The 22,486-nt window shown below is 70.3% G+C and carries 23 protein-coding genes; 7 read left to right on the forward strand and 16 right to left on the reverse strand.

All coding sequences use genetic code 11. The features are described from left to right. Window position 1: 1 nt before the first annotated feature. Genes ID554_RS15895 through ID554_RS15940 form a run of 10 tightly spaced genes read right to left on the reverse strand, consistent with a single transcriptional unit; the run spans window position 2 to window position 10,724 of the window. The gene (locus ID554_RS15895) at window positions 2-292 is read right to left on the reverse strand and encodes an acyl carrier protein (RefSeq protein WP_117229877.1); all 291 of its coding nucleotides are present in this window, start codon (window positions 290-292) and stop codon (window positions 2-4) included. Then, window positions 289-1,626: a type III PLP-dependent enzyme gene (locus ID554_RS15900; RefSeq protein ID WP_117229876.1), complete on the reverse strand. Its 1,338-nt coding sequence runs from the start codon at window positions 1,624-1,626 to the stop codon at window positions 289-291. The genes ID554_RS15895 and ID554_RS15900 overlap by 4 nt, the downstream gene beginning before the upstream one ends. After that, a complete protein-coding gene (locus tag ID554_RS15905) occupies window positions 1,623-2,993 on the reverse strand; it encodes a preATP grasp domain-containing protein (protein WP_223884101.1) in 1,371 nt (456 codons plus the stop codon). The genes ID554_RS15900 and ID554_RS15905 overlap by 4 nt, the downstream gene beginning before the upstream one ends. Before the next feature lie 8 nt (window positions 2,994-3,001). Further along, on the reverse strand, window positions 3,002-3,934 hold the full coding sequence (locus ID554_RS15910) for a 3-oxoacyl-[acyl-carrier-protein] synthase III C-terminal domain-containing protein (protein WP_117229874.1): 933 nt from the start codon (window positions 3,932-3,934) through the stop codon (window positions 3,002-3,004). Then, window positions 3,931-4,209: an acyl carrier protein gene (locus tag ID554_RS15915; protein ID WP_117229873.1), complete on the reverse strand. Its 279-nt coding sequence runs from the start codon at window positions 4,207-4,209 to the stop codon at window positions 3,931-3,933. Before ID554_RS15915 ends, ID554_RS15910 begins: the two co-directional genes overlap by 4 nt. Before the next feature lie 46 nt (window positions 4,210-4,255). Further along, complete coding sequence (locus ID554_RS15920; protein ID WP_117229872.1) at window positions 4,256-5,941, reverse strand: acyl-CoA dehydrogenase; 1,686 nt, start codon at window positions 5,939-5,941, stop codon at window positions 4,256-4,258. After that, window positions 5,938-7,542, reverse strand: a complete 1,605-nt coding sequence (locus ID554_RS15925) for an acyl-CoA dehydrogenase family protein (RefSeq protein ID WP_117229871.1) — start codon at window positions 7,540-7,542, stop codon at window positions 5,938-5,940. Before ID554_RS15925 ends, ID554_RS15920 begins: the two co-directional genes overlap by 4 nt. After that, window positions 7,539-9,311, reverse strand: a complete 1,773-nt coding sequence (locus tag ID554_RS15930; RefSeq protein WP_117229870.1) for a fatty acyl-AMP ligase — start codon at window positions 9,309-9,311, stop codon at window positions 7,539-7,541. Before ID554_RS15930 ends, ID554_RS15925 begins: the two co-directional genes overlap by 4 nt. Beyond that, window positions 9,308-9,526, reverse strand: a complete 219-nt coding sequence (locus tag ID554_RS15935) for a ferredoxin (RefSeq protein ID WP_117229869.1) — start codon at window positions 9,524-9,526, stop codon at window positions 9,308-9,310. Before ID554_RS15935 ends, ID554_RS15930 begins: the two co-directional genes overlap by 4 nt. Window positions 9,527-9,530: 4 nt before the next feature. Continuing rightward, the gene (locus ID554_RS15940) at window positions 9,531-10,724 is read right to left on the reverse strand and encodes a cytochrome P450 (RefSeq protein ID WP_117229868.1); all 1,194 of its coding nucleotides are present in this window, start codon (window positions 10,722-10,724) and stop codon (window positions 9,531-9,533) included. A 349-nt stretch (window positions 10,725-11,073) separates the two neighbouring features. Here ID554_RS15940 and ID554_RS15945 point away from each other — a divergent pair, with 349 nt between their 5' ends. From ID554_RS15945 to ID554_RS15965, 5 genes are all read left to right on the forward strand, one after another. Then, window positions 11,074-11,328, forward strand: a complete 255-nt coding sequence (locus ID554_RS15945; protein WP_223884102.1) for a DUF559 domain-containing protein — start codon at window positions 11,074-11,076, stop codon at window positions 11,326-11,328. Further along, a complete protein-coding gene (locus ID554_RS15950) occupies window positions 11,315-12,007 on the forward strand; it encodes a hypothetical protein (RefSeq protein WP_117229867.1) in 693 nt (230 codons plus the stop codon). Before ID554_RS15945 ends, ID554_RS15950 begins: the two co-directional genes overlap by 14 nt. Then, the gene (locus ID554_RS15955; RefSeq protein WP_117229866.1) at window positions 12,007-15,249 is read left to right on the forward strand and encodes a helicase HerA domain-containing protein; all 3,243 of its coding nucleotides are present in this window, start codon (window positions 12,007-12,009) and stop codon (window positions 15,247-15,249) included. The genes ID554_RS15950 and ID554_RS15955 overlap by 1 nt, the downstream gene beginning before the upstream one ends. Before the next feature lie 331 nt (window positions 15,250-15,580). Next, window positions 15,581-15,877, forward strand: a complete 297-nt coding sequence (locus ID554_RS15960) for a DUF1540 domain-containing protein (protein ID WP_117229865.1) — start codon at window positions 15,581-15,583, stop codon at window positions 15,875-15,877. A 98-nt stretch (window positions 15,878-15,975) separates the two neighbouring features. Next, the gene (locus ID554_RS15965) at window positions 15,976-16,503 is read left to right on the forward strand and encodes a hypothetical protein (protein WP_117229864.1); all 528 of its coding nucleotides are present in this window, start codon (window positions 15,976-15,978) and stop codon (window positions 16,501-16,503) included. A gap of 69 nt (window positions 16,504-16,572) precedes the next feature. Here the strand turns inward: ID554_RS15965 and ID554_RS15970 are convergent, their stop codons facing one another. From ID554_RS15970 to ID554_RS15980, 3 genes are all read right to left on the reverse strand, one after another. Next, the gene (locus tag ID554_RS15970) at window positions 16,573-16,905 is read right to left on the reverse strand and encodes an ATP-binding cassette domain-containing protein (RefSeq protein ID WP_191088558.1); all 333 of its coding nucleotides are present in this window, start codon (window positions 16,903-16,905) and stop codon (window positions 16,573-16,575) included. A 91-nt stretch (window positions 16,906-16,996) separates the two neighbouring features. Further along, a complete protein-coding gene (locus ID554_RS15975) occupies window positions 16,997-17,254 on the reverse strand; it encodes a Txe/YoeB family addiction module toxin (protein ID WP_117229863.1) in 258 nt (85 codons plus the stop codon). After that, window positions 17,251-17,526, reverse strand: a complete 276-nt coding sequence (locus ID554_RS15980) for a type II toxin-antitoxin system Phd/YefM family antitoxin (RefSeq protein ID WP_117229904.1) — start codon at window positions 17,524-17,526, stop codon at window positions 17,251-17,253. The genes ID554_RS15975 and ID554_RS15980 overlap by 4 nt, the downstream gene beginning before the upstream one ends. 304 nt (window positions 17,527-17,830) lie before the next feature. Here ID554_RS15980 and ID554_RS15985 point away from each other — a divergent pair, with 304 nt between their 5' ends. Beyond that, entirely contained in the window at window positions 17,831-18,115 is a 285-nt protein-coding gene (locus tag ID554_RS15985) for a type II toxin-antitoxin system Phd/YefM family antitoxin (RefSeq protein WP_117229862.1), read from the forward strand. Beyond that, complete coding sequence (locus tag ID554_RS15990; protein WP_117229861.1) at window positions 18,112-18,366, forward strand: Txe/YoeB family addiction module toxin; 255 nt, start codon at window positions 18,112-18,114, stop codon at window positions 18,364-18,366. Before ID554_RS15985 ends, ID554_RS15990 begins: the two co-directional genes overlap by 4 nt. Window positions 18,367-18,512: 146 nt before the next feature. Here ID554_RS15990 and ID554_RS15995 read toward each other — a convergent pair whose 3' ends face one another. From ID554_RS15995 to ID554_RS16005, 3 genes are all read right to left on the reverse strand, one after another. Beyond that, entirely contained in the window at window positions 18,513-19,610 is a 1,098-nt protein-coding gene (locus ID554_RS15995) for an integrase core domain-containing protein (RefSeq protein ID WP_117229860.1), read from the reverse strand. 245 nt (window positions 19,611-19,855) lie between these two features. Continuing rightward, entirely contained in the window at window positions 19,856-21,451 is a 1,596-nt protein-coding gene (locus ID554_RS16000) for a plasmid pRiA4b ORF-3 family protein (protein ID WP_199489259.1), read from the reverse strand. A gap of 165 nt (window positions 21,452-21,616) precedes the next feature. Beyond that, window positions 21,617-22,330, reverse strand: coding sequence for a hypothetical protein (locus tag ID554_RS16005; protein WP_117229858.1), 714 nt, complete (start codon window positions 22,328-22,330; stop codon window positions 21,617-21,619). Between the last annotated feature and the right edge of the window lie 156 nt (window positions 22,331-22,486).

Below are 22,486 nucleotides of genomic sequence, written 5' to 3' on the forward strand. Positions count from 1 at the left end.
GTCAGCGGCTCACGTGCTCGTTGACGTACTCGGAGAGGGTGGTGACGGTCTCGAAGTGCCGCTGTTCCAGGTCGTCCGGGTCGAACTCGGCGCCGAGCTCGTTCTCCAGTTCGAGCAGCAGCTCCAGCACGCTGGTCGAGTCGAGCCCGAGGTCGTCGAAGAGCCGGGTGTCCGGGGTGATGGTGGCGACGTCCCGCTTGAGGACGGCGGCGAGCGCGGTGCGGACGCTGGCCACCACGGCCTCGTCCACCGCCGGCGCCTGGGGCTGCCCCTGCACAATCGTCTCGGTCATGACACGCGAATCCTTTCGTTCGAGGGGTGTCCGTTGCTGGTGACGGTCGACACGAGTCGGGCCGGTGCGGCCAGCTCGTCGTGCGTCGGCTGTCGGCTGAGCAGGTCCTCCGGATCGTCCCGGTGCCGGACCAGGTAGGCGTGTCCCTCGTGGACCAGCACCTCGGCCGGGTAGCCGTGGCTGAGGAAGTGCACGGGGGAGGCGGTCGGCCCGTACGCCCCGGAGCGCAGCACCCCGATCAGGTCGCCGGGACGGACCGTGGGCAGCGGCACGTTCTTGCCGATCGTGTCGTTGGGCGTGCAGAGTGGGCCGGTGACCTGCCACTCCGCCACGGCCGGCTCGGCCGGACGGTTGAGCAGGACCATCGGGTAGTTGCGCTTGACGAAGGAGCCGGTCCCGACGGCTGCCATGTGGTGGTTGGTGCCACCGTCGGCGACGGCGAAGCGCTGGCCCATCGACTCCTTGACGTAGCGGACACCCACCACGTAGACGCCGGCGGGCGCGGTCAGGTACCGACCCAGCTCCATGATCACGCGGGTGTCCGGGTGCCGGTCGCGGAACGCCTCGACCACCGGGTTCACCCGCTCGGCCACCAGGGCCGGGTCGAGGTCGGTCTCGCCCTCGAAGTACGCCACGCCCAGCCCGCCGCCGATGTCGACCATCTCCAGCGGGAAGCCGTGCCGCTGCGCCAGCCGCTCGGCGAGGTCCAGGATCCGCGCGGTGTTCTCGGCGATGACCTCTTCGCTCAGGATCCGGGTGCCGAGGTAGGCGTGCACGCCCATCACCCGGATGTGGGGGAAAGCGCCCAGGTCGGGCGCGGCGAAGAGCTGCGCCTCGTCGATGCCGAACTGACGCGGCTTGCCGCCCATGGTCAGCCCGCCGCCCTTGACCGCGAACTCCGGGTTGACCCGGAGCGCGACCGGCGCGACGACGTCATGTTCGGCGGCCACCTCGTTGAGCAGTTCCAGCTCGCCGAAGGACTCGACGACCACCGCGTACACCTGCTCACGCAGGCAGGCGGCCAGCTCGTCGCGGCTCTTGCCGGGCCCGAGGAAGATGATGTCCCGGGGTGCCACCCCGGCCCGCCGCGCGGTGATCAGCTCGGTCAGCGACGACACCTCGGCGCACGCGCCGTAGCCGTGCAGCACCGCGCAGACCGACAGGTTGGGGTTGGCCTTCAGCGAGAAGAACATGTCCACGTCGGGGTGCAGCCGGTCCCGCAGGCCCTGGTACTGCCGCCGCAACTGCTCGCCGTCGTAGACGAACATCGGCGTGCCGAATCGCTCGGCCAACTCGGTGATGCCGATGCCCTGCACGTCGTGCTCGGCGGTCATGATCCGGTCCTTTCGGTCAGGCCGGCGACCACGCCGGCCACGTGTTCGTCGAGCTGGCGCACCCGCGCCTCGGTCGGCGCGATGACCAGCGCGTAGAGCCGGCCGTCGAAGCCGCCCTCGCCACCGGCCGCGGCGTTGACCGTGGCGAAGTTGTTCACCAGGACGCCCTCCTCGCCGGCCCGGGGGAGCAGGACGTCGCCGATCGCCCCGTGCAGCCGCTTGAACGGCAGCGGCTCGGACAGCCGCAACGGGTACTGCCGGGCCAGCGCCACCCAGCCGGCGGGGACGAAGCGCTCCTGCAACGGGAGCTGGTAGGTGGACATGTTGTTGCGGGCGTTGATCTCGGTGACCGGGAAGAGGCGCTCGTCGTCGCCGACCATCGCGTCGACGCCGACCACCCCGACGTAGCCGTCGGTGTGCAGCCGCTCGCCGAGCAGCCGGGCCGCCTCCCGGATCTCCGCCTCCTGGCGCGCGTCCAGCCGGGCCGGGATGCGGTGTCCCTTGTGCACGCCGGACTCGGTGATCGCCTCCTTGACGAAGTCGAACCGGACGTCGCCGTCGCGTCCCACGGTCATCTGGTAGTTGAGGTCGGCCCGCTTGGCCACGAACTCCTCCACCACCAGGGCGATCCGGTCGGAGCCGGTGGTGCGGGCCTTGCGGCTCACCATCCGGTCCATCTGGTCCAGCCGGCGCGGGTCGTCGACCACGACGATGCCCTTGCCGGAGACCCCGTACGCGTCCTTCACCACCACCCGGCGACCGGCGGCCAGCACCTCCTTGGCCCAGGCGACCGCCGCCGACCACTCGGCGATCGTGACGCAGCCCCGACCGGCCGGCTGCCGCAGGCCCACCTCGTCGGCGACCTGCCGGCTGTAGACCTTGCTGTTGACCGCCTTGCAGGTCTGTGCGGAGCTGCCGGCGATCCGGATGCCGGTGCGGGCGGCGATCTCCTCCTCCAGGACCGAGACGCCGTGCACCGACAGGTACGCGCCCTGCTCCGCCCACTCGGCGATCCGGCTGAGCAGGTCGGAGTCGGCGAGCACGTCCTGAGCGACGGTGTGCTGCGGGTTCTGCGCCGACACGGTGTGGATCTCCGGGAGCTGGACGCCCAGGCCGGTCAGGAAGGCCAGGTAGTCGGGGTCGGGGGCGGCCTTGAGCAGGACCCGGTCACCCGGTCCGGCCAGCAGCAGCGCGAACTCGTCCATCCGGTTCACCACCGCGCTGCCGGAGCCGAACGCCATCCGGGGCAGGCCCGGCTCGTCCTCGCCCCACACGTCCTCCACCTCGAAGTTGCCGAGGAAGACGAAACGCGCGTCCGGGTCGCCGGTCACCGCGGTCTTGAGCCGGGGTATGAACGGTGTGGTCATCATGCCTCCTAGTGCTCGAAGACCATGGCGGAGAAGGTCGCGCCGAGCCCGACGGCGACCATCAGGTAGCGGTCGCCCGGCGCGAGCCGCTCCAGTTCCAGGGCCGTCTGGTAGTTGATGAAGGAGTCGGCGCAGAAGCAGTGGCCGGTCGAGGCGACGTTGTCCAGCAGCACCCGGTCCACCGGGTAGCCGATCTGCTTGCACAGTCGCACCCAGGAGAGCCGGTTCACGTTGTGCGGCAGGATCAGGTGCACGTCGGAGAGCGCGACACCGGCCTGCTCGACCGCTGCCAGGACCACCTCGGCGAGACCGTCCTGATAGATCGCCTCGAACTCGGCGGCCCGCGCGGCGTCCATCCGCAGACCGGCGTTGAACTGCCCGTACGTCCGGGTGGCGTACCCCAGCAGCCGGTCGTGGTCGCCGCTCAGGCCGACCAGGACGGCGGCCGAGCCCTCCCCCATGAAGGTGGTGTTCGGGATGAGCTGCGCGGTGGGGGTGAACGCCTTCTCCCCCGCGAAGACCAGCGCCAACGCGTCCGGGTCGCCGTCGGCGGCCAGCAGCTCACCGGCGAGGTGCACGGCGAGCAGCCCCGACGCGCAGGCGTGCTGGGTGACCGCGAACGAGACCGCGTGTTCCAGGCCGAGCGCGGTGCGGACCTGGTGCAGCGGGTTCTCCGGGTACGGCGCCACGGTCTGCAACGTGCGGGCCTGGAGCACGTACCTGACCTGGCTCTCGCGTCCGGTCAGCGCGGTCAGCTTGCCGGCCGCGTTGATCATCATCTGGGCCAGGTCGCCGTCCGGGTCGTAGCGCACCTCGGACAGGCCGTAGAAGCGGCGGAAGGTCGCCACCTGCTTCGGGTCCATCGCCAGTTGGGCACCGATCTCCTCGATCGGTACGACTGCCGACGGGAGATAGGCGGAGACCGCCTCGATGGTCGTCACCGGGCACCCGCGGGTTGTTGCGCGGCGATCAGTTCGGTCAGGTGCGCGGTGAGTTCGTCGATGGTGGGGTGGTCCCAGACCAGGGTCTCGCTGAGCCGCATGTCCAGGTGCGTCTCGATGTCGCCGCAGAGGGCGAGCGCGTAGACCGAGTCCAGGCCGTACTCGGCGAGCCGGACGGTGGGGTCGATCTCGTCCTCGGGCCGGCGCAGGTACTCCGCGACGCAGCGGGTCAACCAGGAACGCAGGTCGCCCGCGCCCTCGGCGTTCGATGCCATGTGGGTTTCCTTCCTCGGATGGTTGGCGGTGCGGACTGGCTCCGGGTCACCCCGGCAGCGCCCGGCGGGACAGGTCGAAGCTGCGTCGCTCCGCGTGCCGGGCGGCCAGATCCTGATAGAGCGGCTCGCGGTGGTGGCCGGACCGGTCGTCGCCCGCGCGGCCGAGGCTGCGGGCCAGCCGGTCCAGCGCTGCGGTGACCCAGGCCGGGTCGTCGTCGCGGGCCAGCCAGACGTTCAGGCAGGCCGAGGCGGCGAGCACGGTGGCGTACCGGGCGGGCAGGTCGAGCACCTCGACGCGAGCGTCCACGCCCAGGTCCGAGGGGTGCAGCGCGGCCCCCGCCTCGGCGAGGTCACCGAGTTCGGCCCGGAACTGCTCGGCCACCAGGCGGAGTCGCTGCTGCTCCGACCCGTCTCCGAGCCGGTCGACGGCCGCGCCCAGCGACCCGGCCAGGCCGTCCAGCCCACCGGCGGAGACCCGCAGCCGCTCGAACGGCAGCTCGGGCAGCTCCTCGCCGATCCGGAACAGCGCCGGGTCGGCCGGCGCCGGCTGCACCCAGCCGCGCCGCGCCAGCAGCGGCACCTGGGGAAGCATGGTGCCCAGGCAGGCGACCCGGGCGGCGTGCCCGAACCCGGCCGGGGCCAGGTCGCGCAGCAGCTTCTGGAAGATCGCGTACCGGCCCTCGCGCAGATAGAAGTGCGCCCCGAGCACCAGGGAGAGCTGGTGCATCGCGTCCATCAGCCGCTTGGCGACCAGGTACTTCACCGCGGAGGCGTACATGCTGGTCTGGCCGGGCAGCAGGTGCAGCGCGCGAGCCGCGACCAGTCCGAGACTGTCGCAGATCAACAGATCCAGGTACGCGTCGACGAGCAGCCGCCGGACCTCGGGCTGGTCGGCGACGCGGTGCCCGTAGAGGCGCCGGTCGGCCGTGAAGTCCATGGTCGACCGCAGACCCGAGTCGAGGACACCGGCGAGCATGCTGGGAATCGCGGTGCGGGTGAGCTGGAACGAGCGCAGCGCGGTCTCGATGCCCTGACCGGGTCGACCCACCACCGCCTCGTCGTCCACCGGGCAGTCGGTGAACTCGATGCCGCCCAACTGCACGCCACGCATGCCCACGCTCGGGTAGCGGGCCAGGTCACGCATGGCGCCGTCCGGCACCGTCTGCTTGTCCACCAGGATCTGCGAGTGGCTGCGGCTGCCCGGCCGCTCGTCGGTGCGGGCCAGCAGCACCAGCCCACGCGCCCGCTTGACGTTGGTCACCACCTCCTTGCGCCCGTTCAGCCGCCACCCGCCGGTCGCGCCCGGCCGGGCCGCGAACTCGGCCCGGGAGAAGTCGTTGCCGTGCGCCAGCTCGTGGTACGCCGAGGCGATCTTCTGGTTCGACAGCAGCGTGTCGGCCACCCAGCGGGTCTGCGTCGGCGAACCGGAGGCCCACACGTTGACCGACGAGATGAACGAGCTGACGCCGTAGCCGAGCCCCAGCGACGGGTCCCGCCGGAACACCGTCCGCAGCACCTGGATCAGGTCGTCGGCCCCGGCCAGCCGTCCGCCGTGGCGGCGCGGCACGAACTCGGCGTTGAGGCAGTACGCGTCCAGGGCCTGCTCGGCCGCGCCGAACACCTCGTCCTTCTCGTCGGCGGACAGCGCGGCAGTGCCGCCGAGCGGGTTGCCGTCGTCGGACGGGTCGCCGAGCAGGCGTTCCAGCTCGTCCAGCCGAGCGGGGGCCGTCATGACAGCTCCTTGAGGTCGTCGGTGAGCCGGTCGAAGGCGGCGGGATCGGGCCGGTGACCGCCGAGGCGACCGACGATCAGGGCCAGCGTGGCGGCCAGTTTCGGCCGGGCGGGCTCGGCGGACCACCGGTGCAGCACGGCCGCGGCGGCCAGGCACCACTCGTACCGTCGGGCCAGGTCGAACGCCTCGACCCCGGCCGTCACGCCCTGCGGCCGCAGGGCGGCCATCTCGTCGTGCAGCCGCTCGGCGGAGTCCAGGACGTGCGCGGCGAGCCGCAGCACGCTCTCCGGTGCCGACGTGCGTACCTGCTCCACCAGGAACGGCAGGCTCTGCACCAGGCTGCATCCGGCGCGCGAGAACAGCGCCAGGCGGCCCGGGTCGGTGGGTGGGCCGCCCTCGACGGCCCGCAGCCCGGCGACGTCCCGGACCCGCTGCCGCCAACCGGCCGCCAGGAGCGGGAACTGGGTGATCAGCGAGTGCCGGTTGACGAAGGTGCTGCCGTCGAAGATGCCCACGATGCGGTGGTCCCGTTCCAGCTTCTGGAACGCGCCGTCCGCGTAGACGGTGGTGAGGAACGCGCGGGCGCCGAGCAGCTCGCCGCAGCGCGCGATCGCCTCGTCGACCAGGGTCGGCGCCAGCGCCTTCGCCACCGCCGAGTAGACGCTCATCTCGCCGGTCAGCGCACCGGCCGCCCGCCCGGCGAACAGCACCACCGACTCGGCCACCAGCGCGGCGGCGGAGACCTCCCCGAAGCTGCGGCGGACGTGCGGCAGCTCGATCAGCCGACGGCCGTAGAGTTTCCGCTCCCGCACGTACCGCAGGGTCAGCTCCCGGGCGTGGTCGACGGCACCGAGCGAGAGACCGGCCGCCATCACCCGGGTCAACTGGAGCGCCTTGAGCACGATCTCCAGGCCCGCACCGGGTCGCCCGACCAGCGCTTCGGCCGGCACCACCGCGCCGTCGAACGCGATGCCGCTGATGTCCGCGCCCCGGATGCCGTGCGTACGCGCCTTCGGCAGCGTCCGGTAGCTGCCCGGGGCGAGCCGGTCCTTGTCGACCAGGAACAGGCTGTGACCACGCGCCCCGGTCTCGGCCGAGGTGCGGGCGAGCACGCAGATCGTCCCGGCCCGGGTGGCGTTGTTGATCGGCCACTTCTCGCCGTCCAACCGGTACCCGCCCGGGCACTCGGTGGCGGTCAGCTCGCCGGCCACCAGGTCGCTGCCGTGCCCGCGCTCGGTCAGCGCCCAGGAGACCACCGCACCGGCCCGGATCCGCGCACCGAGCCGCTCGGCCTTCTCCTGGTCGCCGGCCACCCAGACGCAGACCGCGCCCAGGTAGGTCTTGGCGTGCGCGATCGCGGCGGTCAGGTCGTGCCGGGCGATCGTGCGGACCACCTCGACGAGCTGCGTGTGGTCCGTCAACGCGCCACCGAGGCGCGCCGGCACGTACCAGTCGGGCACCCCCAGCTCGTCCAGCAGCCGTACCGCGTCGGTGGGGAACGACTCGGTCCGGTCCAGCTCGGCGACCCGGTCCGGGCGGAACGGTTCGGCCGTCGCCAGGGCGGTGTCCAGCAGGCCCGGCGAGGTGGTGGTGACATTCATCGGGCCACCCCGGCCAGCTCGCGGTCCCGGTCGCTGGCGTCGAGGTGGGCGCGGACCTCCGGGGTGAGATCAGCGTACGTGCCGGCGAGCGAGCCCTCCTGGAAGGCGCGCCGGACCGCGACCCGCTGGATCTTGCCGCTGGTGGTACGCGCCACCCCGCCCGGGCGGACCAGCAGCACGCTCGCCTCCACCCCGAACTCGCGGGACAACCGGTGCCGCACCGCCGCCGAGATCCGGGCCAACTCCTCCGGGGTCGCCCGGCCGGCCCGTACCTCGTGCACCAGGACCACCTGCTCCTCGGGCACCGGCACGCTGAAGGCGGCACCGACACCGAGCGCCAGCGCGGGATGCACCGTGCGCGCCTCGGCCTCCAGGTCCTGCGGGTACAGGTTGCGACCCCGGATGATCAGCAGTTCCTTGATCCGCCCGGAGATGTAGAGCTCGTCGTCGAGGCGTACCCCGAGGTCGCCGGTGCGCAGGAAACCGCGCTCGCCGCAGGCGGTCACCGCGTCGAAGACGGCGGCCGTGGCCTCGGGGTTCTCCCAGTACCCGCGCGCGACGCTCGGGCCGCGCAACCAGATCTCGCCCACCTCGCCGTCGGGGAGCAGCACGTGACGCTCCGAGTCGACGATCCGGATGTCCATCTCGGACGTCGTGCCGCAGCCGACCAGGTCACGGGTTGCCTCGTCGGCGTCCGGCCCGACCGGTCGGGCCTGCCCCCGGCCCAGGTGCTCGGCGTCGACCCGGGTGATCCGGGGAAGCCGGTACTGCCCGGCGCAGGAGACCGCAAGCGTCGCCTCGGCCAGCCCGTAACCGGGCCCGATCGCCTCCGGCCGCAGGCCGTAGGGCGCGAACCGGTCGCGGAAGCGGGTCAGCGTGCTCGCCTGGACCGGCTCGGCGCCGTTGACCGCCACCAGCCAGCGGGACAGGTCCAGGCCGGCCAGTTTCTCCTCGGCGATCCGGTTCAGGCACATCTCGTAGGCGAAGTTGGGTGCCGGGGAGATCTGCACGTCGAAGCGGTCGACCAGGAACAGCCAGCTCTGCGGGTGTCGCAGGAACACCGAGGCGGGCATGTGCACGGTGGTGCTGCCGACGTACAGCGGGGAGAGGAAGAGCCCGATCAGGCCGAAGTCGTGGTGCATCGGCAGCCAGCCGCCGTGCCGGGCGTCCGACGGCGCGCCGAGGATGCGCTGGTAGACCTCGGCGTTGTCGGCCAGGTTGCCGTGCGTCACCACCACGCCCCGTGGCTGGCTGGTGGAGCCCGACGTGTACTGGAGGAAGGCGATCAGGTCCGGGTCGTCGGGCAGGGCGCGGAACTGCCCGACGTCGGGCAGCGCGGTCGCGTCGGTCACCAGACGCGGCAGGTCGCCTACCCCGGCCGCCTCCGCCCAGGTGGTCACGTCACCGGCCACCCGCTCCTCGGTGAGCAGGGCAGCCGCCCGCGCGTTGCGGACGATCGCGGTCAGTCGCTGGCTGCGGTGCTGCTGCCCGTCCGGCACCGGCACCACGATCGGGATCACCCCGGAGTACAGGCAGCCGAGGACGGCGAGGGCCAACTGCGGACCCGGCGGGTAGAGCAGCATCGCCCGGTCACCGGCGTCCAACCGGTCCTGGAGTAGCGCGCCGACCCGGCGGGCGGCGTCGTGGATCTGGGCGTACGAGTAGCTGACCGGGGCGTCGTCGCGCATCGGGTCGGCCACGTAGGTGAATGCGGTCCGCTCGCCGAACTGCTCGACGTTGACCGCCATCCGGGCACTGAAGCTGGTCACCGTTCACGCTCCTGCTGAGTCGTCTGGATCGAGATCGCTCGGTTGGGGCACAGTTGCGCGGCCTCCCGGACGGCCGGGACCCGATCCGGCTCCGGCTCGGCCACCAGCAGCACGACCGTCCCGTGGTCGTCCTCGTCGAACACCTCCGGTGCGAGCCGGACGCAGTGCCCGGCGCCGAGACAGCGCTCCGCCGCGACGGTGAGCAGGACCGTCATCGGGTCACCACCGCACCGGCAGCCGGCCGAGCCCGAACACCACGCCCTGCTTGACCGGGATCTGCTCGACCGGCACGGCGACGTGCAGCCCGGGAATCCGGGTGAAGAGGGCACGCAGCGCGATCAGCAGTTCCAGCCGTCCGAGGTGCTGACCGACGCACTGGTGGACGCCGAAGCCGAAGGTCAGGTGACCGCGCGCCGCCCGCCGTACGTCCAGCACGTCGGGGTGCGCGAACCGCTCGGCGTCCCGGTTGGCCGCAGGGAGCAGCAGGACGATGCCCTCGCCGGCCCGGATCAGCTCGCCGTCCACCTCCAGGTCGGCGGTGGCGACGCGGACCGTGGCGCCGGTGAGCGACAGGTACCGCAGCAGCTCCTCGACCGCGTCCGGCCAGCGCTCCGGCTCGGCCCGCAGCAGGTCGAGCTGGGTACGCTCGGCGAGCAGCGTGAGCACGCTCATGCCCAGCGTGTTGACGGTGATGTCCTGCCCGGCCAGCACGATGGCGATGCCGAGCCCGGCCGCCTCCTCGACGGTCAGCTCACCCTCGTCGATCCGCTCGACCAGATCCCGCAACTGGCCGTCCCGCAGGTCGTCCCGACCGTCGGTGAGCAGGTGGGTCAGGTAGCCGGTCATCGACCGGACCGGGTTGAACCGCTTGTAGGTGAGCGTCTGGAAGTGTTCGACGTCCGCCTCCGGCACTCCGAGCAGCCGGCCCAGCACCTCCGCGACCAGCGGCTTGGCGAACACGTCGAGCAGGTCCACCGGCGGCGACTCGGCCAGCATCCGGTCCAGGTAGGCGTCGGTGCACCGGACGATCTCCGGTTCCCAGGCGCTGATCCGCTTGAAGGTCAGGCTGGGCAGCACCGCCCGCCGCTGCCGCGAGTGCGCCGGCGGATCTGTCCGCAGCAACGCCTCGATGGTCGCCGACCCGCTCTGCCGCAGCCCCGCCATGCCCGGCACCGGCAGCGGCATGTTCGGCTGCCGTACGTCCACACTGGTGTCTGGGCTGGCCAGGATCGTCCGGGTCGCCGCGTACCCGGTGACCACCCACACCGGCCGGCCGTCGTACAGCCGCGCCCGGGTGACCGTCCCGCGTTCCCGCAGCTCCCGGTAGCCCTCCGGCGGCTGGTACGGACATCTGCGCGCCAAGGGCAGCTCGGGTAGCTGCGTAACGTCTTCCGTGGCCACGGCTCCGCTCACCGGTACCGCCCCTCTCTCCCCCGCTTGTCTCATCGAAAGACGAGTCTGCGGAGGTGAGAGAGCTTCGATAAGGGGCCGCCGGGCGGCGGAAAGAGCGCCCGGCCGGGTATACCCGACCGGGTACGGACCGAAGTCCGGAACGCGACACCTCGCTGGTGTCGGGCGTCCGCTGCTGGTAAGCGCCGATTCCATCCCTGAACTACGCCGGGCCGGTTGAGCTGCGTTGATGCTCGCCGTCTGGGGCCGGCGACGTGGCTGCTGGAACCAGGAACGCCCGTGATGACCAGCGCGAGGGTGCATAGCGCCTTCCGAAATGGATTCGTACCCTGTTCCGGGACGTCAGGGGTCAATGGTGGGAGGGCCGACGTCGTACACGCAGCCGTGGACCGACTCGAACAGGTCGCGGCCGAGTTGCTGCCGGCCCGATCGCTTCGAGGCCGACCGGCAACGGGACGTCCAGCTCCAACTGGACGGATACGCCGTCCTGCGCTTCACCAACGCACGAGTAATCCACGACGTCGGCGCCGTGGTCCAGCAGATCGGTGCGTATCTGCGGAACCGTCGCCGGGGCATACCGGAAGGACCTCTTCATGGCCGGCGATGACCTGACCGCATCCGAGAACGCGATCCTCGTCGTGCTGATGGCCGAGGCGCGGGAGGTGCTGAACACCGATCTGCGTCAGCGGTACGGCCTGGACGTCCGCAAGCCGCAACGGGACAAGCTCACCCGCCTGCACTACGTGGCCAGCCGTAAGAGCGGCTCGACCTACGCCCTCCAACTCGACGACAAGGGCTGGGTACGGGTGCAGAACGAACTCGACTTCACGTTGCGTGGGGCGTCGGCGCTCGGCGCGGCGCTGACCGCCCTGCACGGTAACCTTCGTGACCGCGTGCTGGCGCGCAGCGGCTGCGCCACGCTGACCGAACTCTTCGCGCTCAGCGACGTCCGCGCGCCGGCACCCACCCCGTCGTCCGAGCCGATCGGGTCAGCGCCCACCCCGGCCGGGCCAGCCGAACCGGCCGGGTCGCTGCGGGCCCGCGTGGTCAGCGCCTACCACGCACTCGCCGCCGAGCCCGGTGCGTGGGTGAACCTGCGCCGGCTGCGCCCGTTCTTCGCCGACGTGCACCGCGACGACCTGGACGACGCGCTGCGCCGGCTCATCCGCGAGGAGGGCGTCACGCTGGCCCCCGAGTCCAACCAGAAGACGCTCACCGAGGCGGACATCGCGGCGGCGTTGCGGGTCGGCGGGCAGGACAACCACCTCTTGGCGATCGGCGTGTGATGCGCGAGGCGGAGCACGCCGCGCTGGCGGCACTGCGGTTCAACTGGGCACCGGTTCCCGACGACGTGTGGCGACCGCTGCCCTTCCACGTCGACGGACTGCACGAACCGGTCCTCGGGGAGGTGCTCGCCGCAGTGGCCGAGGCCGGCACCGGCACCGGCGGCAGTCCGCTCGGCCTGGTCGTGCGGGGCCAGCGCGGGTCCGGCAAGACCCACCTGCTCGGTTGGGTACGCCAGCAGGTGCAGGACCAGGGCGGCTACTTCTTCCTGGTCAGCCTGCTGGACGCCGGTACGTTCTGGGACAGCGTGCGGGACGCTATGACGGACGGTCTCGCCCGACCGGTGCCCGGCACTCAGGAGACCCAGCTCAAGCTGCTGCTGCGCCGGCTCTCGACGCTTGTGGGCGCACCTCGTGCGGCCCGCCGAGCCGTGATGGGCGAGACCGAGCTGACCCGGGCGGTGTTGGACGCCTTCCTCAACGGGCTCGGTGCCTTCGACCGGCACGTGGCCCGGACGTGCCAGGAGACCGCCCGAGCGCTGGCGCTGAACGCCTCCGAGGACATCAACCAGCGGGACGTCGCGGAGAACTACTTCAGCTGCGGCGAGGAGGTGGTGCCCGGTGAACGCGCGGCCTGGGGCATGCGCCGCGCCCCGCGTACCGCCCAGCAGATCGTGCAGGACCTCTCCTGGCTGCTGGCGCTCACCGGCCCGTCGGTGGTGGCGATCGACCAGGTCGACACGTTGATCGCCCAACTCGCGATCCAGAGCGATCCGACCGTGGTGGGCGCCGCCGCGATGAGTCCGGAGCAGACGCTGATGCTGGCCCGAATGGCGGACGGCCTGATGTCGTTGCGCCAGACCACCCGGCGGACGCTGACGGTCCTGGCCTGCATCCCCAACTCGTGGACGATCATCAGGTCCACCGCCGCCGACACCGTGGCCGACCGGTTCCGGGAGACGCCGCCGCTGCGCCGGATCGACGACGCCGACCTCGCCCGGGCGATCATCGAGAAGCGCTTCACGCTCCGCTACCGGGAGGTCGGCTTCGAACCGCCGTACCCCTCCTGGCCGGTGTCCCCGCGTGCCTTCGTCGAGGCGGGGACCTTCACGCCCCGGCAGCTCCTCATCGAGATCGACCGGCACATCCGGGCCTGCCTCGCCGACGACGAGGTCCGGGAAATGGTCAGCCTCGGCGAACCGCCCGTTGCGGAACCTCGCGCGCCCCGGCCCGCCCCGGTCACCGCCTCGCCCGGGGAGATGGACCATTACGATGCCCGGTTTGCCGAGCTGAGGGCCGCCGCCGACATCGCCGCCCCGCTGGCGCGTTCGTCCGAGGACGAGGCGATGCCGCCGCTGCTCGCCGCCGGGCTGACCGCGTGGATCCTGGAACGGGGCGATGCCGGGGAGGCGTTCAGCGTCGACCCGCCCCCGAGCACCGACCCGCCGCTGCACGCCCGGCTCCGGCTGACGCTCGACGAGCGCACCGAGGACCAGGTGCACTGGTGCTTCCGGGCGATCAGCGACGAGCACCACGGCAACGCCGCGCTGGCCCGACTCCGCAAGGCATGCGTCTCCGCCGCCCTCACCAACGGCCTGCCCAAACGCAAGCTGTTTCTGCTGCGCAACCGCGAATGGTCGACCAGCGCGGGCACCCGGAAGGCCACCATCGCCTTCACCGAGGCCGGTGGGCAGACCATCGGCATCGACGACGAGGACCTGCGTACCCTCTCGGCGCTACAGGTCATGCTCGGTGAGGCCACCATGGAGCTCCAGGGATGGCTGGCCGACCGTCGACCCACCCGGGACCTCAAGTTCCTGCAACACGCGCTCGCCGACGTGGACAACTGGACCACGGACGGCTCGGACGGTGCGCCGACCTCGCCGCCCGCCGACAGCGCCCAACCGGTCGACGGTGCCCCACCGGCGGACAGTGCTCAGCGAGCCGTCGCCGGGTCGTCGGGGGAGCCGGCTTTCACCATCGGGTACGGCTACGACGACGACAGGCCCGCGCCGCTGGCGCTCGAAGCACTCCGCAAACACACGACGATCTTCGCCGGATCGGGCTCGGGCAAGACCGTGCTCATCCGCCGCATCGTCGAGGAGTGTGCCCTCCAGGGTGTCTCCGCCATCGTCCTTGACCCCAACAACGACCTGGCCCGACTCGGTGAGGGCTGGCCCACCCCGCCGACCCAGTGGCGGCCGGGCGACGAGGCCAAGGCGCAGGACTACCTCGCCCACACCGATGTCGTCGTCTGGACGCCACGACGCACCTCGGGCCGCCCGCTGAGCTTCCAACCGCTGCCGGACTTCACCAGCGTGCGAGATGACCCGGACGAGTTCGGCGAGGCGGTGGAGGCGGCCGTCGCGTCCCTCGCGCCCCGCGCCCTGGTCACCGGCCGAGCCACCAAGGCACATCTGGGCCTGGCCGTGCTGCGCAAGGCTGTCGAACACTACGGCCGACGCGGCGGCTCCCGCCTGAAGGGCCTCATCGACACCCTGGCCGACCTGCCGGACGGCCTCATCGACCTCGACGACGCCGACAAGATCGGTCTCAGCCTCGCGCAGACGTTGACCGCCGCCATGGTCAACGATCCGCTCTTCGGTGGCGAGGGCACCCCGATGGACCCCGGTGTCCTGCTCACCCCCGCGCCCGGCAAGCGGGCCCGGATCTCCGTGATCAGCCTCGTCGGCCTGCCCTCTGACGACGTACGCCAGAGCTTCGTCAACCAACTCCAGATGGCGCTCTTCGCCTGGATCAAGCGGAACCCGGCCGGGGACCGGCCACTGTTGGGCCTGCTCATCATGGACGAGGCCCAGACGTTCGCACCGTCCGGCGGGATGACCGCCTGCACCCAGAGCACGCTGGCCCTGGTCGCCCAGGCGAGGAAGTACGGACTCGGGCTGGTCTTCGCGACCCAGGCGCCGAAGGGCCTGCACAACCGCATCCCCGGCAACGCCGCGACGCAGCTGTACGGACTGATGAACAGCCCGATCCAGATCGATGCGGCCCGCGAGATGGCCCGCGCCAAGGGCGGAGACGTACCCGACATCTCCCGGCTCACCGTCGGCGAGTTCTACCTCGCCGCCGAAGGCGCCGCACCGCGAAAGATCAGGACCCCACTCGCGCTGAGCCACCACCCGCGCAGCCCGCTGACCGTCGAGGAGGTGCTGACCCGCGCACGCGGCACCGACCGCACGGAGTTCCCCGACTTCGGCACACAGATCGACGCCCGATGCCGATAGCTCGGCGACGAGGACCCAGATGTGGCCGCCAGTCTCGCTGTGATGCGCGCATGACCTGGTGGATGTCAATTCGCGATCCCTCGATTCCCGCTCGGAAGGATAGCCTTACCTAAATAGCGATAATTAGCGTAGCCTTTCCTTTGTTCGGGTTTCGTTGATGGGCTATAAGCCTGTTCCTCTGCCGGCGTAGAACGCCTGTGAGCAGCAACGATGGTGTGCTCACCCACCGCGTCCCGTGCGGGCGAATTCACTCTCGAAGCTCGTGAACTTGCTACGCTCACCTTGTTCGTGTCACGCTGAATCAGCATGGCGAGCAATGAGCGGAGGAATCATGAAGACTCTTTTGCAGATGCCTGCAGTGCGCGAGTGCGCCGCAATCTCATGTAGCTTCAACGACGGTGGTTGTCACGCCCCGGCCGTGACCGTTGCGGCGGCGGGTGAGGCCGCGTCGTGCGCGACGTTCGTGGAGTCGCCGATTCGCGGCGGCATCGCAGAGATCACCGGCACCGTCGGCGCGTGCGCCCGCACGGACTGCTCGCACAACAAGAATCTGGCCTGCAAGGCCCCGTCGGTCCAGGTCGGGTCCGGTGTAACCGTCAGTGACTGCCTGACCTACCAGCCGATCTGACCGGGCCGGGGTCGGCCCTCCACCGCAGCCTTGAATCAGGTAAGGCTTACCTATTATGGTGAGTCGACGCTTGTTGGCTGCGGTGGAAGGAGGCCGATGTGGCACCCGATGCTGAGCAGTCGTCCCTGCTCACCGACGTCGAGCGGTCGGTCGAGGCGGTCAGGGTCCGCACCATCCTCGCGGCGGCCACCTCGCTGCGACTGAGGGTCACCGACACCGACACCGACCTGATCGACGCGCACGCCACACTGCCCGATGGCACGGTCGTCGTCGCCGTCGACGCGATGACCACTTTCGGCGGTCTGCTGGTCGCGGCACGGGGAGCCGGCGGTGCGGTCCAACTCGATGTCACCGATCTGGCGCCGGTGCCGATACGTGACCGGGTGCGCGCGTGGTTGACCCTGACCGGAAGCGTGGTCCGCTTCAACCCCGAGGCGCTCGACACATGTGACCACGACGCCGTCGTTGCGTTGCTCCGCCTGCCGCCGGTGGCTCTCTGGGCGATCGAGCCCGACACCGTCGGTATCCGACGCGGCGAGGTCACCACGAAGATTCCGATTGCAGCCTACCGCGCGGCCCGTCCCGACCCGGCCGCACCGTCGAGGCCGCACACCTGGCACGCCTGACGTGCAGGGGAGCCCGTTCCCCGCGCTGTCGCGGTGTCCAGGGGTATCACTCCGGTCGGACGGCCCGGGTCAGCGGACGTAGACCGCGACAGGGTGAGGGCCGTCGGTGCGTACCTCGATCTCGGTGTCGAAGATGTCCTGGAGAGTGGTGGGATTCATCAGCTCGGCCGGGGTACCGGTGTGGGCGAGTCGACCGCCGGTGAGGGCGACCACCCGGTCGGCGTGGGCGGCGGCGAAGTTGATGTCGTGGATGACGATGACGATGGTCTTTCCGAGGTCGTCGGCGGCGCGGCGGAGCTGCCGCATCATCGCCACCGCGTGCCGCATGTCGAGGTTGTTGAGGGGTTCGTCGAGTAGGACGACGTCGGTGTCCGGACCCGAGCCGAAGCCCGAACACTTCATCGCCGAAGCCCACCGGGCCCAGGCAGCTTAGAAACCCTCCACGCTTCCAGGGATTGACACCGCCGGACGCTGCTGGTGCCACGCCGGTCCGCTATCGGTCGCCATAGTGGTAGCGGCAGGCGACGATCTTTACGTCCTCCTTGGTGATCCGGTACACCAGCCGGTGTTCGCGGTCGATCCGGCGGGACCAGAAGCCGGACAGCTCGCCCCGCAGGGGCTCCGGCTTGCCGATGCCCTCGTACCCGTTGCGCATCACGTCCGCGATCAGGTCGTTGATGCGCTTGACCAGCTTGCGGTCGGTGTGGCTGAGGTACTGGCTCCAGGCTGTCGCGGTGAAGACCAGCCTCACGCGGCGTCCCGCCGGGCGTCCGGGTCGGTCAGCTCCCGCTCGGCCGTGTCGCCCTGCTCAAGCTCCGCGATCGATCGACGGAGGGCTGCGGCGTTGCTGGGGCTGCGCAGGAGGTACTCGGTTTCCTTCATCGACTCGTACTCGGCAAGCGACACGATCACCACCGGCTCGTGGCCAGACCGGGTCACCACCACCTCCTCGGCGTCGTCGATGACGCTGTCGAGTTCGGCCGCCAGGTTCTGGCGTAGCTGGGTGAAGTTCACGGTCCGCATGACCACCTCCAGGGAAAGTACAGAAAACTGTACCTCAGATGTCCTGCCGTGCCCCTGGTCGATGCTGCACTCCGCTGCTGTACGAGCCGTGCTGACGAAGACAGCGACCCCAAGAAGGGCCGCTGACCTGCGTGAGAGTGGGCCGGAGGCCGAACCATCCGGCGATCGTCGGTGAGCCGCTCCTGCTGCGCCCGCGCCACCGCCGGACCTGATCGACCGTTCCAGGCCAGACGTTGCACCAGCTGGCACGCAGCCCCGGCACACCATCTTGTACAATTTATTGTACGTAACGTTGGGAGGCAGTATGCGAACCGTTCCTTATTCGGAGGTCAGGCAGAATCTGGCCAAGATGCTCGACCATGTCGTGGACGACGCCGAGGAAGTGGTGGTGACCCGCTCCGGCCGGGAGGCCGCGGTCATCATCTCGCTGCGCGAGTACGAGTCGTTGAAGGAGACGGCCTACCTGATGGCCAGCCCCGCCAACGCGCGCCGGCTGAATGAAGCCGTCGAAGATCTGCGCAACGGGGGTGGGGAGATGCGCGACCTGATTGACCCCGACGCCAGCTCAGGCGAGGCATCGGCAGCGTGAAGGTCCAATTCGCCGGCCGAGGCTGGGAAGATTACCTGACCTGGCAACGAGATCGTCAAATGCTCAAACGAGTGAACGCCTTGATCGAGGACGTCAGACGCAACGGCCACCAGGGCATCGGCAAACCGGAGCAGCTCCGCGGCAACTGGGCGGGATTCTGGTCGAGACGCATCGACCATGAGCACCGCCTCGTATACCGGATCCTGGACGATACAGTGCAGATCGCACAGTGCCGGTACCACTACGAATGAGGTAACCCGGCCAGCCGTCGAGGAATACCGCCCTGCGGCGGTCCGATCCAACGACGGCGGCAGCAGCGCCTTCCGCCCCCGTGGGGCTCTCGTACCAGCAGCCCGGTCATGAACCCTGCGGGTGCCGATAATCCCATCCGCGCTGGTCAAGCGGCATGCTCGTATTCGTGAAGGAGTCCGCCGGGCCGGTCGTGTCGGCGGATGCGCAGGCGCGCGAGGGCCTGCGGGTCGGTGGTCGGGTCGGGTAGTGCTCGCAGGGGCCGGGCGTTGGCGATGCCTCGGTGGGGCCGGTGCTGATTGTGGTGGCGTTCGTACTCGCGCAGAGTGTGCAGCAGATGCGTCTGACTCCAGATCAACATCCGGTCGAGCACCTCGTAGCGGCAGGACTGGATCCACCTTTCCATGATCGAGTTCATCCGAGGCATCCGTACCCCGGTGAGCACTACCTCGATACCGGCATCGGCGAGGATCGTGTCGAACAGGGCCGGGTACTTGCCGTCGCGATCACGGATCAGATACTTGACCTGGCCGCCGGTGTCCTCGAGGTCCATGACCAGGTTCCGGGCGGCCTGCGCGACCCAGGCGGCGGTCGGATGGGGTGTGATGCCGAGCACCCGGACGCGGCGGGTGGCGTGTTCGATCACCGCGAGGACGTATAGGCGGGTGCCGGCCAGTGTCACGGTCTCGAAGAAGTCCGCCGCGATCAGGCCCTGGGCTTGGGAACGCAGGAAGGTCGCCCAGGTGCTGCTTGCACGCTCGGGTGCTGGGTCGATGCCGGCGTTGTGGAGGATCTCCCACACGGTGGACGCGGCGACCTTGACTCCGAGGATGAGGAGCTCGCCGTGGATGCGCCGGTAGCCCCAGCCGCTGTTCTCTCGAGCCAGGCGCAGGACCAGGGTGCGGATCGATCGGATCGTTCGTGGCCGCCCGGCCAGGCGGGGACGGGAACGTCGGGCGTGCCGGCGGGCGATCAGGTCACGGTGCCAACGCAACACCGTGTCCGGACGCACCAGCAGCCGCAGCTGGTGCAGCACCGTTCGCGGTAGCGGATGCAGCAGAGCGGCCAGCCACGCCCGGTCCGCGGGAGCGAAGTGGACGCGGTCACCGCCGAGCTGTCGTTCGAGCACCATGATCTGGTGGCGTAAGGCGAGGATCTCGGCGTCCTTGTCCCGGTCACTCATCGGCAACAGCCGCAGCAGAGCCAGAGCGTTGGTCACACCGAGGTAGGCCAGTCGCAGCAACACAACCGATCATCCTCGCGGAACGGCGCGCATCGAGCATCGTTGAGGTCCGTTCGCCGAGATCAGCCCGGAGCCGGGCTGTACCTGTCGGTTGCCCAGATGGCTGTGACCAGGGCGGATGAGGTTTTCGGCACCCGCAACCACCCGGACACACTGACGCGAAGAGGCATTCGGCCGAGGTTCGACAGCGCCTTTCGTTGGTGGGCCTGCCAGGTGCGGCAGGCTCACCAACGAGCGTAATCTGTTCGTCAGCTGTCTCGGAGTCGTTGGTTCACCTGGTGGAGATCGAATGTGTCCGGGGTGAACTGGCTGGCATCGTCCAGGCCGAGCCATTCCAGTCGTTCTTGGTGCTCCGGGTGGTTCGCGTCGGCGAGCACCTCGACCAGCTCCTGGTATCCCCAGATGCCGCCGCAGTCGTCGGGTGGGGCCGCGCGCCGCCCGCCGACACAGGCCGGGTATCTGGCGGCCGGGTCGGCGGGCGTCGACTTCTCGACCAGGATCTCGTGTTCCCAGTCGTCGCCGAAGTCGTAGGTGTAGCGGAGTTTGTCCTTGACCGCGGGTGCCACCTGCTCCAGTGTGACCGGACCGTCCGAGCGGTGCCCGAGGTCACGGTCGGCGCGTCCGAACTGGCCGTAGGCAGTGTCGAAGACGTGCAGATGTCCGCCGTGCCAGCCGAACGCGGCAAGGATCGCCTGGTGCAAGCGGTTCAGGGTGATGTCGCCGGGCACCAGCAATCGGCGCCAGATCGGCGGTTTGGCACCTCGCAGGCTGACCTTGATCTGGTAGATGGGTGCCGGACCGTTCGATCTCTTGCGCTTGGCCGGCAGCTTTGCCGGCTGCGATCGACGCGGGGCAGGCAGGTCCAGGCCGAACGCGGCCGGGCCGCCGGACCTGCCGATCATTCCGGCGAGCTGTTGCAGCACGTCCATCGCGGTGCGGTCGGTGGCGTGACCGGAGGCGACCGTACCGCGTGGCCGGCGAGCTGCCGGCAGGACATCCAGCCGGCGGCGGGTCAGCACGGCGAGCGGGGCGTAGCCCGGCCCGTCGTCGTCGATCAGGTCCAGACCGGCAGGGACGCCATCCGGCCCGTCCTCCTCGTCGTGGACGGCGCGAGCATCCAGTGCCTGCTCGACGTACCAGCGGAACTCCGCCGCGCCGAGTTTCCGGGTCCTGATGTTCACCCCATCCTGCCGGGCGCCCTGATGGATCGCGGCAACCGCGTTCGGTAGATCCCCGGCGGCGAGAAGGTAGATCTGCTCCGCGGCCCCGCAGTGCTCGTTGTCGACCATGATCATGAGCGCGTGTTCGCGACCGGCTCGCTGGAAGACACCGATCAGCACCGACATGCTGTCGTGGTCGTCGTGCAGCCGGGTGAACGGCCCCGCGGTCAGCGGCTGTGCTAGATCATCCGCCCAGGACGGCGCCGCGACACCGACATCGCGTAGCCGTGCGGCCGATGTCCGGGCGGACTCGTCGACCGGCCCCGCGGTATCACCGGCCACCGCACCGATCGCGGTGAGCAGAGTCAGGGCGGCACGGGTGCCGCGCGCCTCGATCGCCGGCACGAAGGCTCCGGCGAAGGCTGCCATCGTCTCGTCACCGCCAGCTCGTGCCATCGCCACGAACAACGCACCGGTCAGCTCCGCCTCGAGCGGATCCTCGACTTCGGCCAAGGTGGACGCGTCGTCGACCAGATCAGTCAACATCTGCTCGGGATCCAGCCCGCCTGCTGAGCAATCGGGACAGCCGCAGCCCTGATCCGGGCCGGACAGCACGGTGACATCGGCCCGTCGACGGGGCTCGCTGGTGCCCCGCTTGGCAGGGCGTTGGCTTCGGGAGCTCATCGCGCCAGTCTGCCGCAACAACCGGAACCCACTCCGAACCGCCCCGCCGACTGCTGTGCGCCTATTCCAGCGGAACCTCGGCGTTGAAATCGTGACACCGCGAGAGAAACAGCGATCGCGGGCACCGCGAGCGCGTCCGGGTGCTCAGGTTCCCGTCGCGGTGTTTCAGACCAGGAGAGTCTCCCGCATCCGCGCGCCCAGGTTGATGCCGCCGACCACTCGATGACCGGCGGGATCGTGGACGTCGAGGGTGTTGTTGCGGCGCATCATCTCGCGTACCGGAGGCGGTAGCCGGGGCGGGTCGTCGATGGCCGCGAGGACCTGCCCGGCGGTCGAGATCAGTCGGTCGGCCAGTCCTGCGGCGTTGGCGTCCACCCGGACCTGCCCGTGCTCCATGCCGACGGTGGTGAGGTCGAGCACCTCGAACACGCGGGCCACGAGCGGGTTCGGGTCGGTCACCTGGTCGAGCCGGGACGCGCGGCTGCCGACCACCGCGACGGCGGCGGCCACCTGCGCGTACGGGTGGAGGCCGCTCGGCAGCGCGAACAGGGGCCACCGCAGCGCCGGTCCGGCCTCCTTCCACAGAGGCCGGTAGTTTCGGCGGTGCACCAGAAGTCGCCGGCCCGTCCGTCGATGTACGTCGTGGGCTTGGGCCTGCAGGTCCGCGTGAGCCTCGTCGGCGGATTCGCTGACGATCCGGGCCGCTACCACCAGGCCGTCGTCGTCGTCCAGCACTCGGGTGATCGCTTCGACCTGTTCCGGAAACCGGACCGGCGAGCCGGCGCCGTACCGGTGTCGGACGTCCCGCAGCAGTGCCTGCTGCCGCTCTGGATCGAGCTGGACTCGCCTGCTACCCAGCAACTGCCGGAGCCAACGCATCTCGCCTCGTTTCAGCCGCCACGGACCGCGGCAATGCTAGTGCGTCGGACGCCTCTCGTTTCGTGTGGGGTGTGGAGTGACAAGCGAGCACCGTCGGCGGACCGGCTGGCTCGCCGACGGGGCGGCTTCGGTGGACATCCGGTTCATGCTGCCCGC

It is taken from the genome of Micromonospora craniellae, assembly GCF_014764405.1.
GTDB classification, from domain to species: domain Bacteria; phylum Actinomycetota; class Actinomycetes; order Mycobacteriales; family Micromonosporaceae; genus Micromonospora; species Micromonospora craniellae.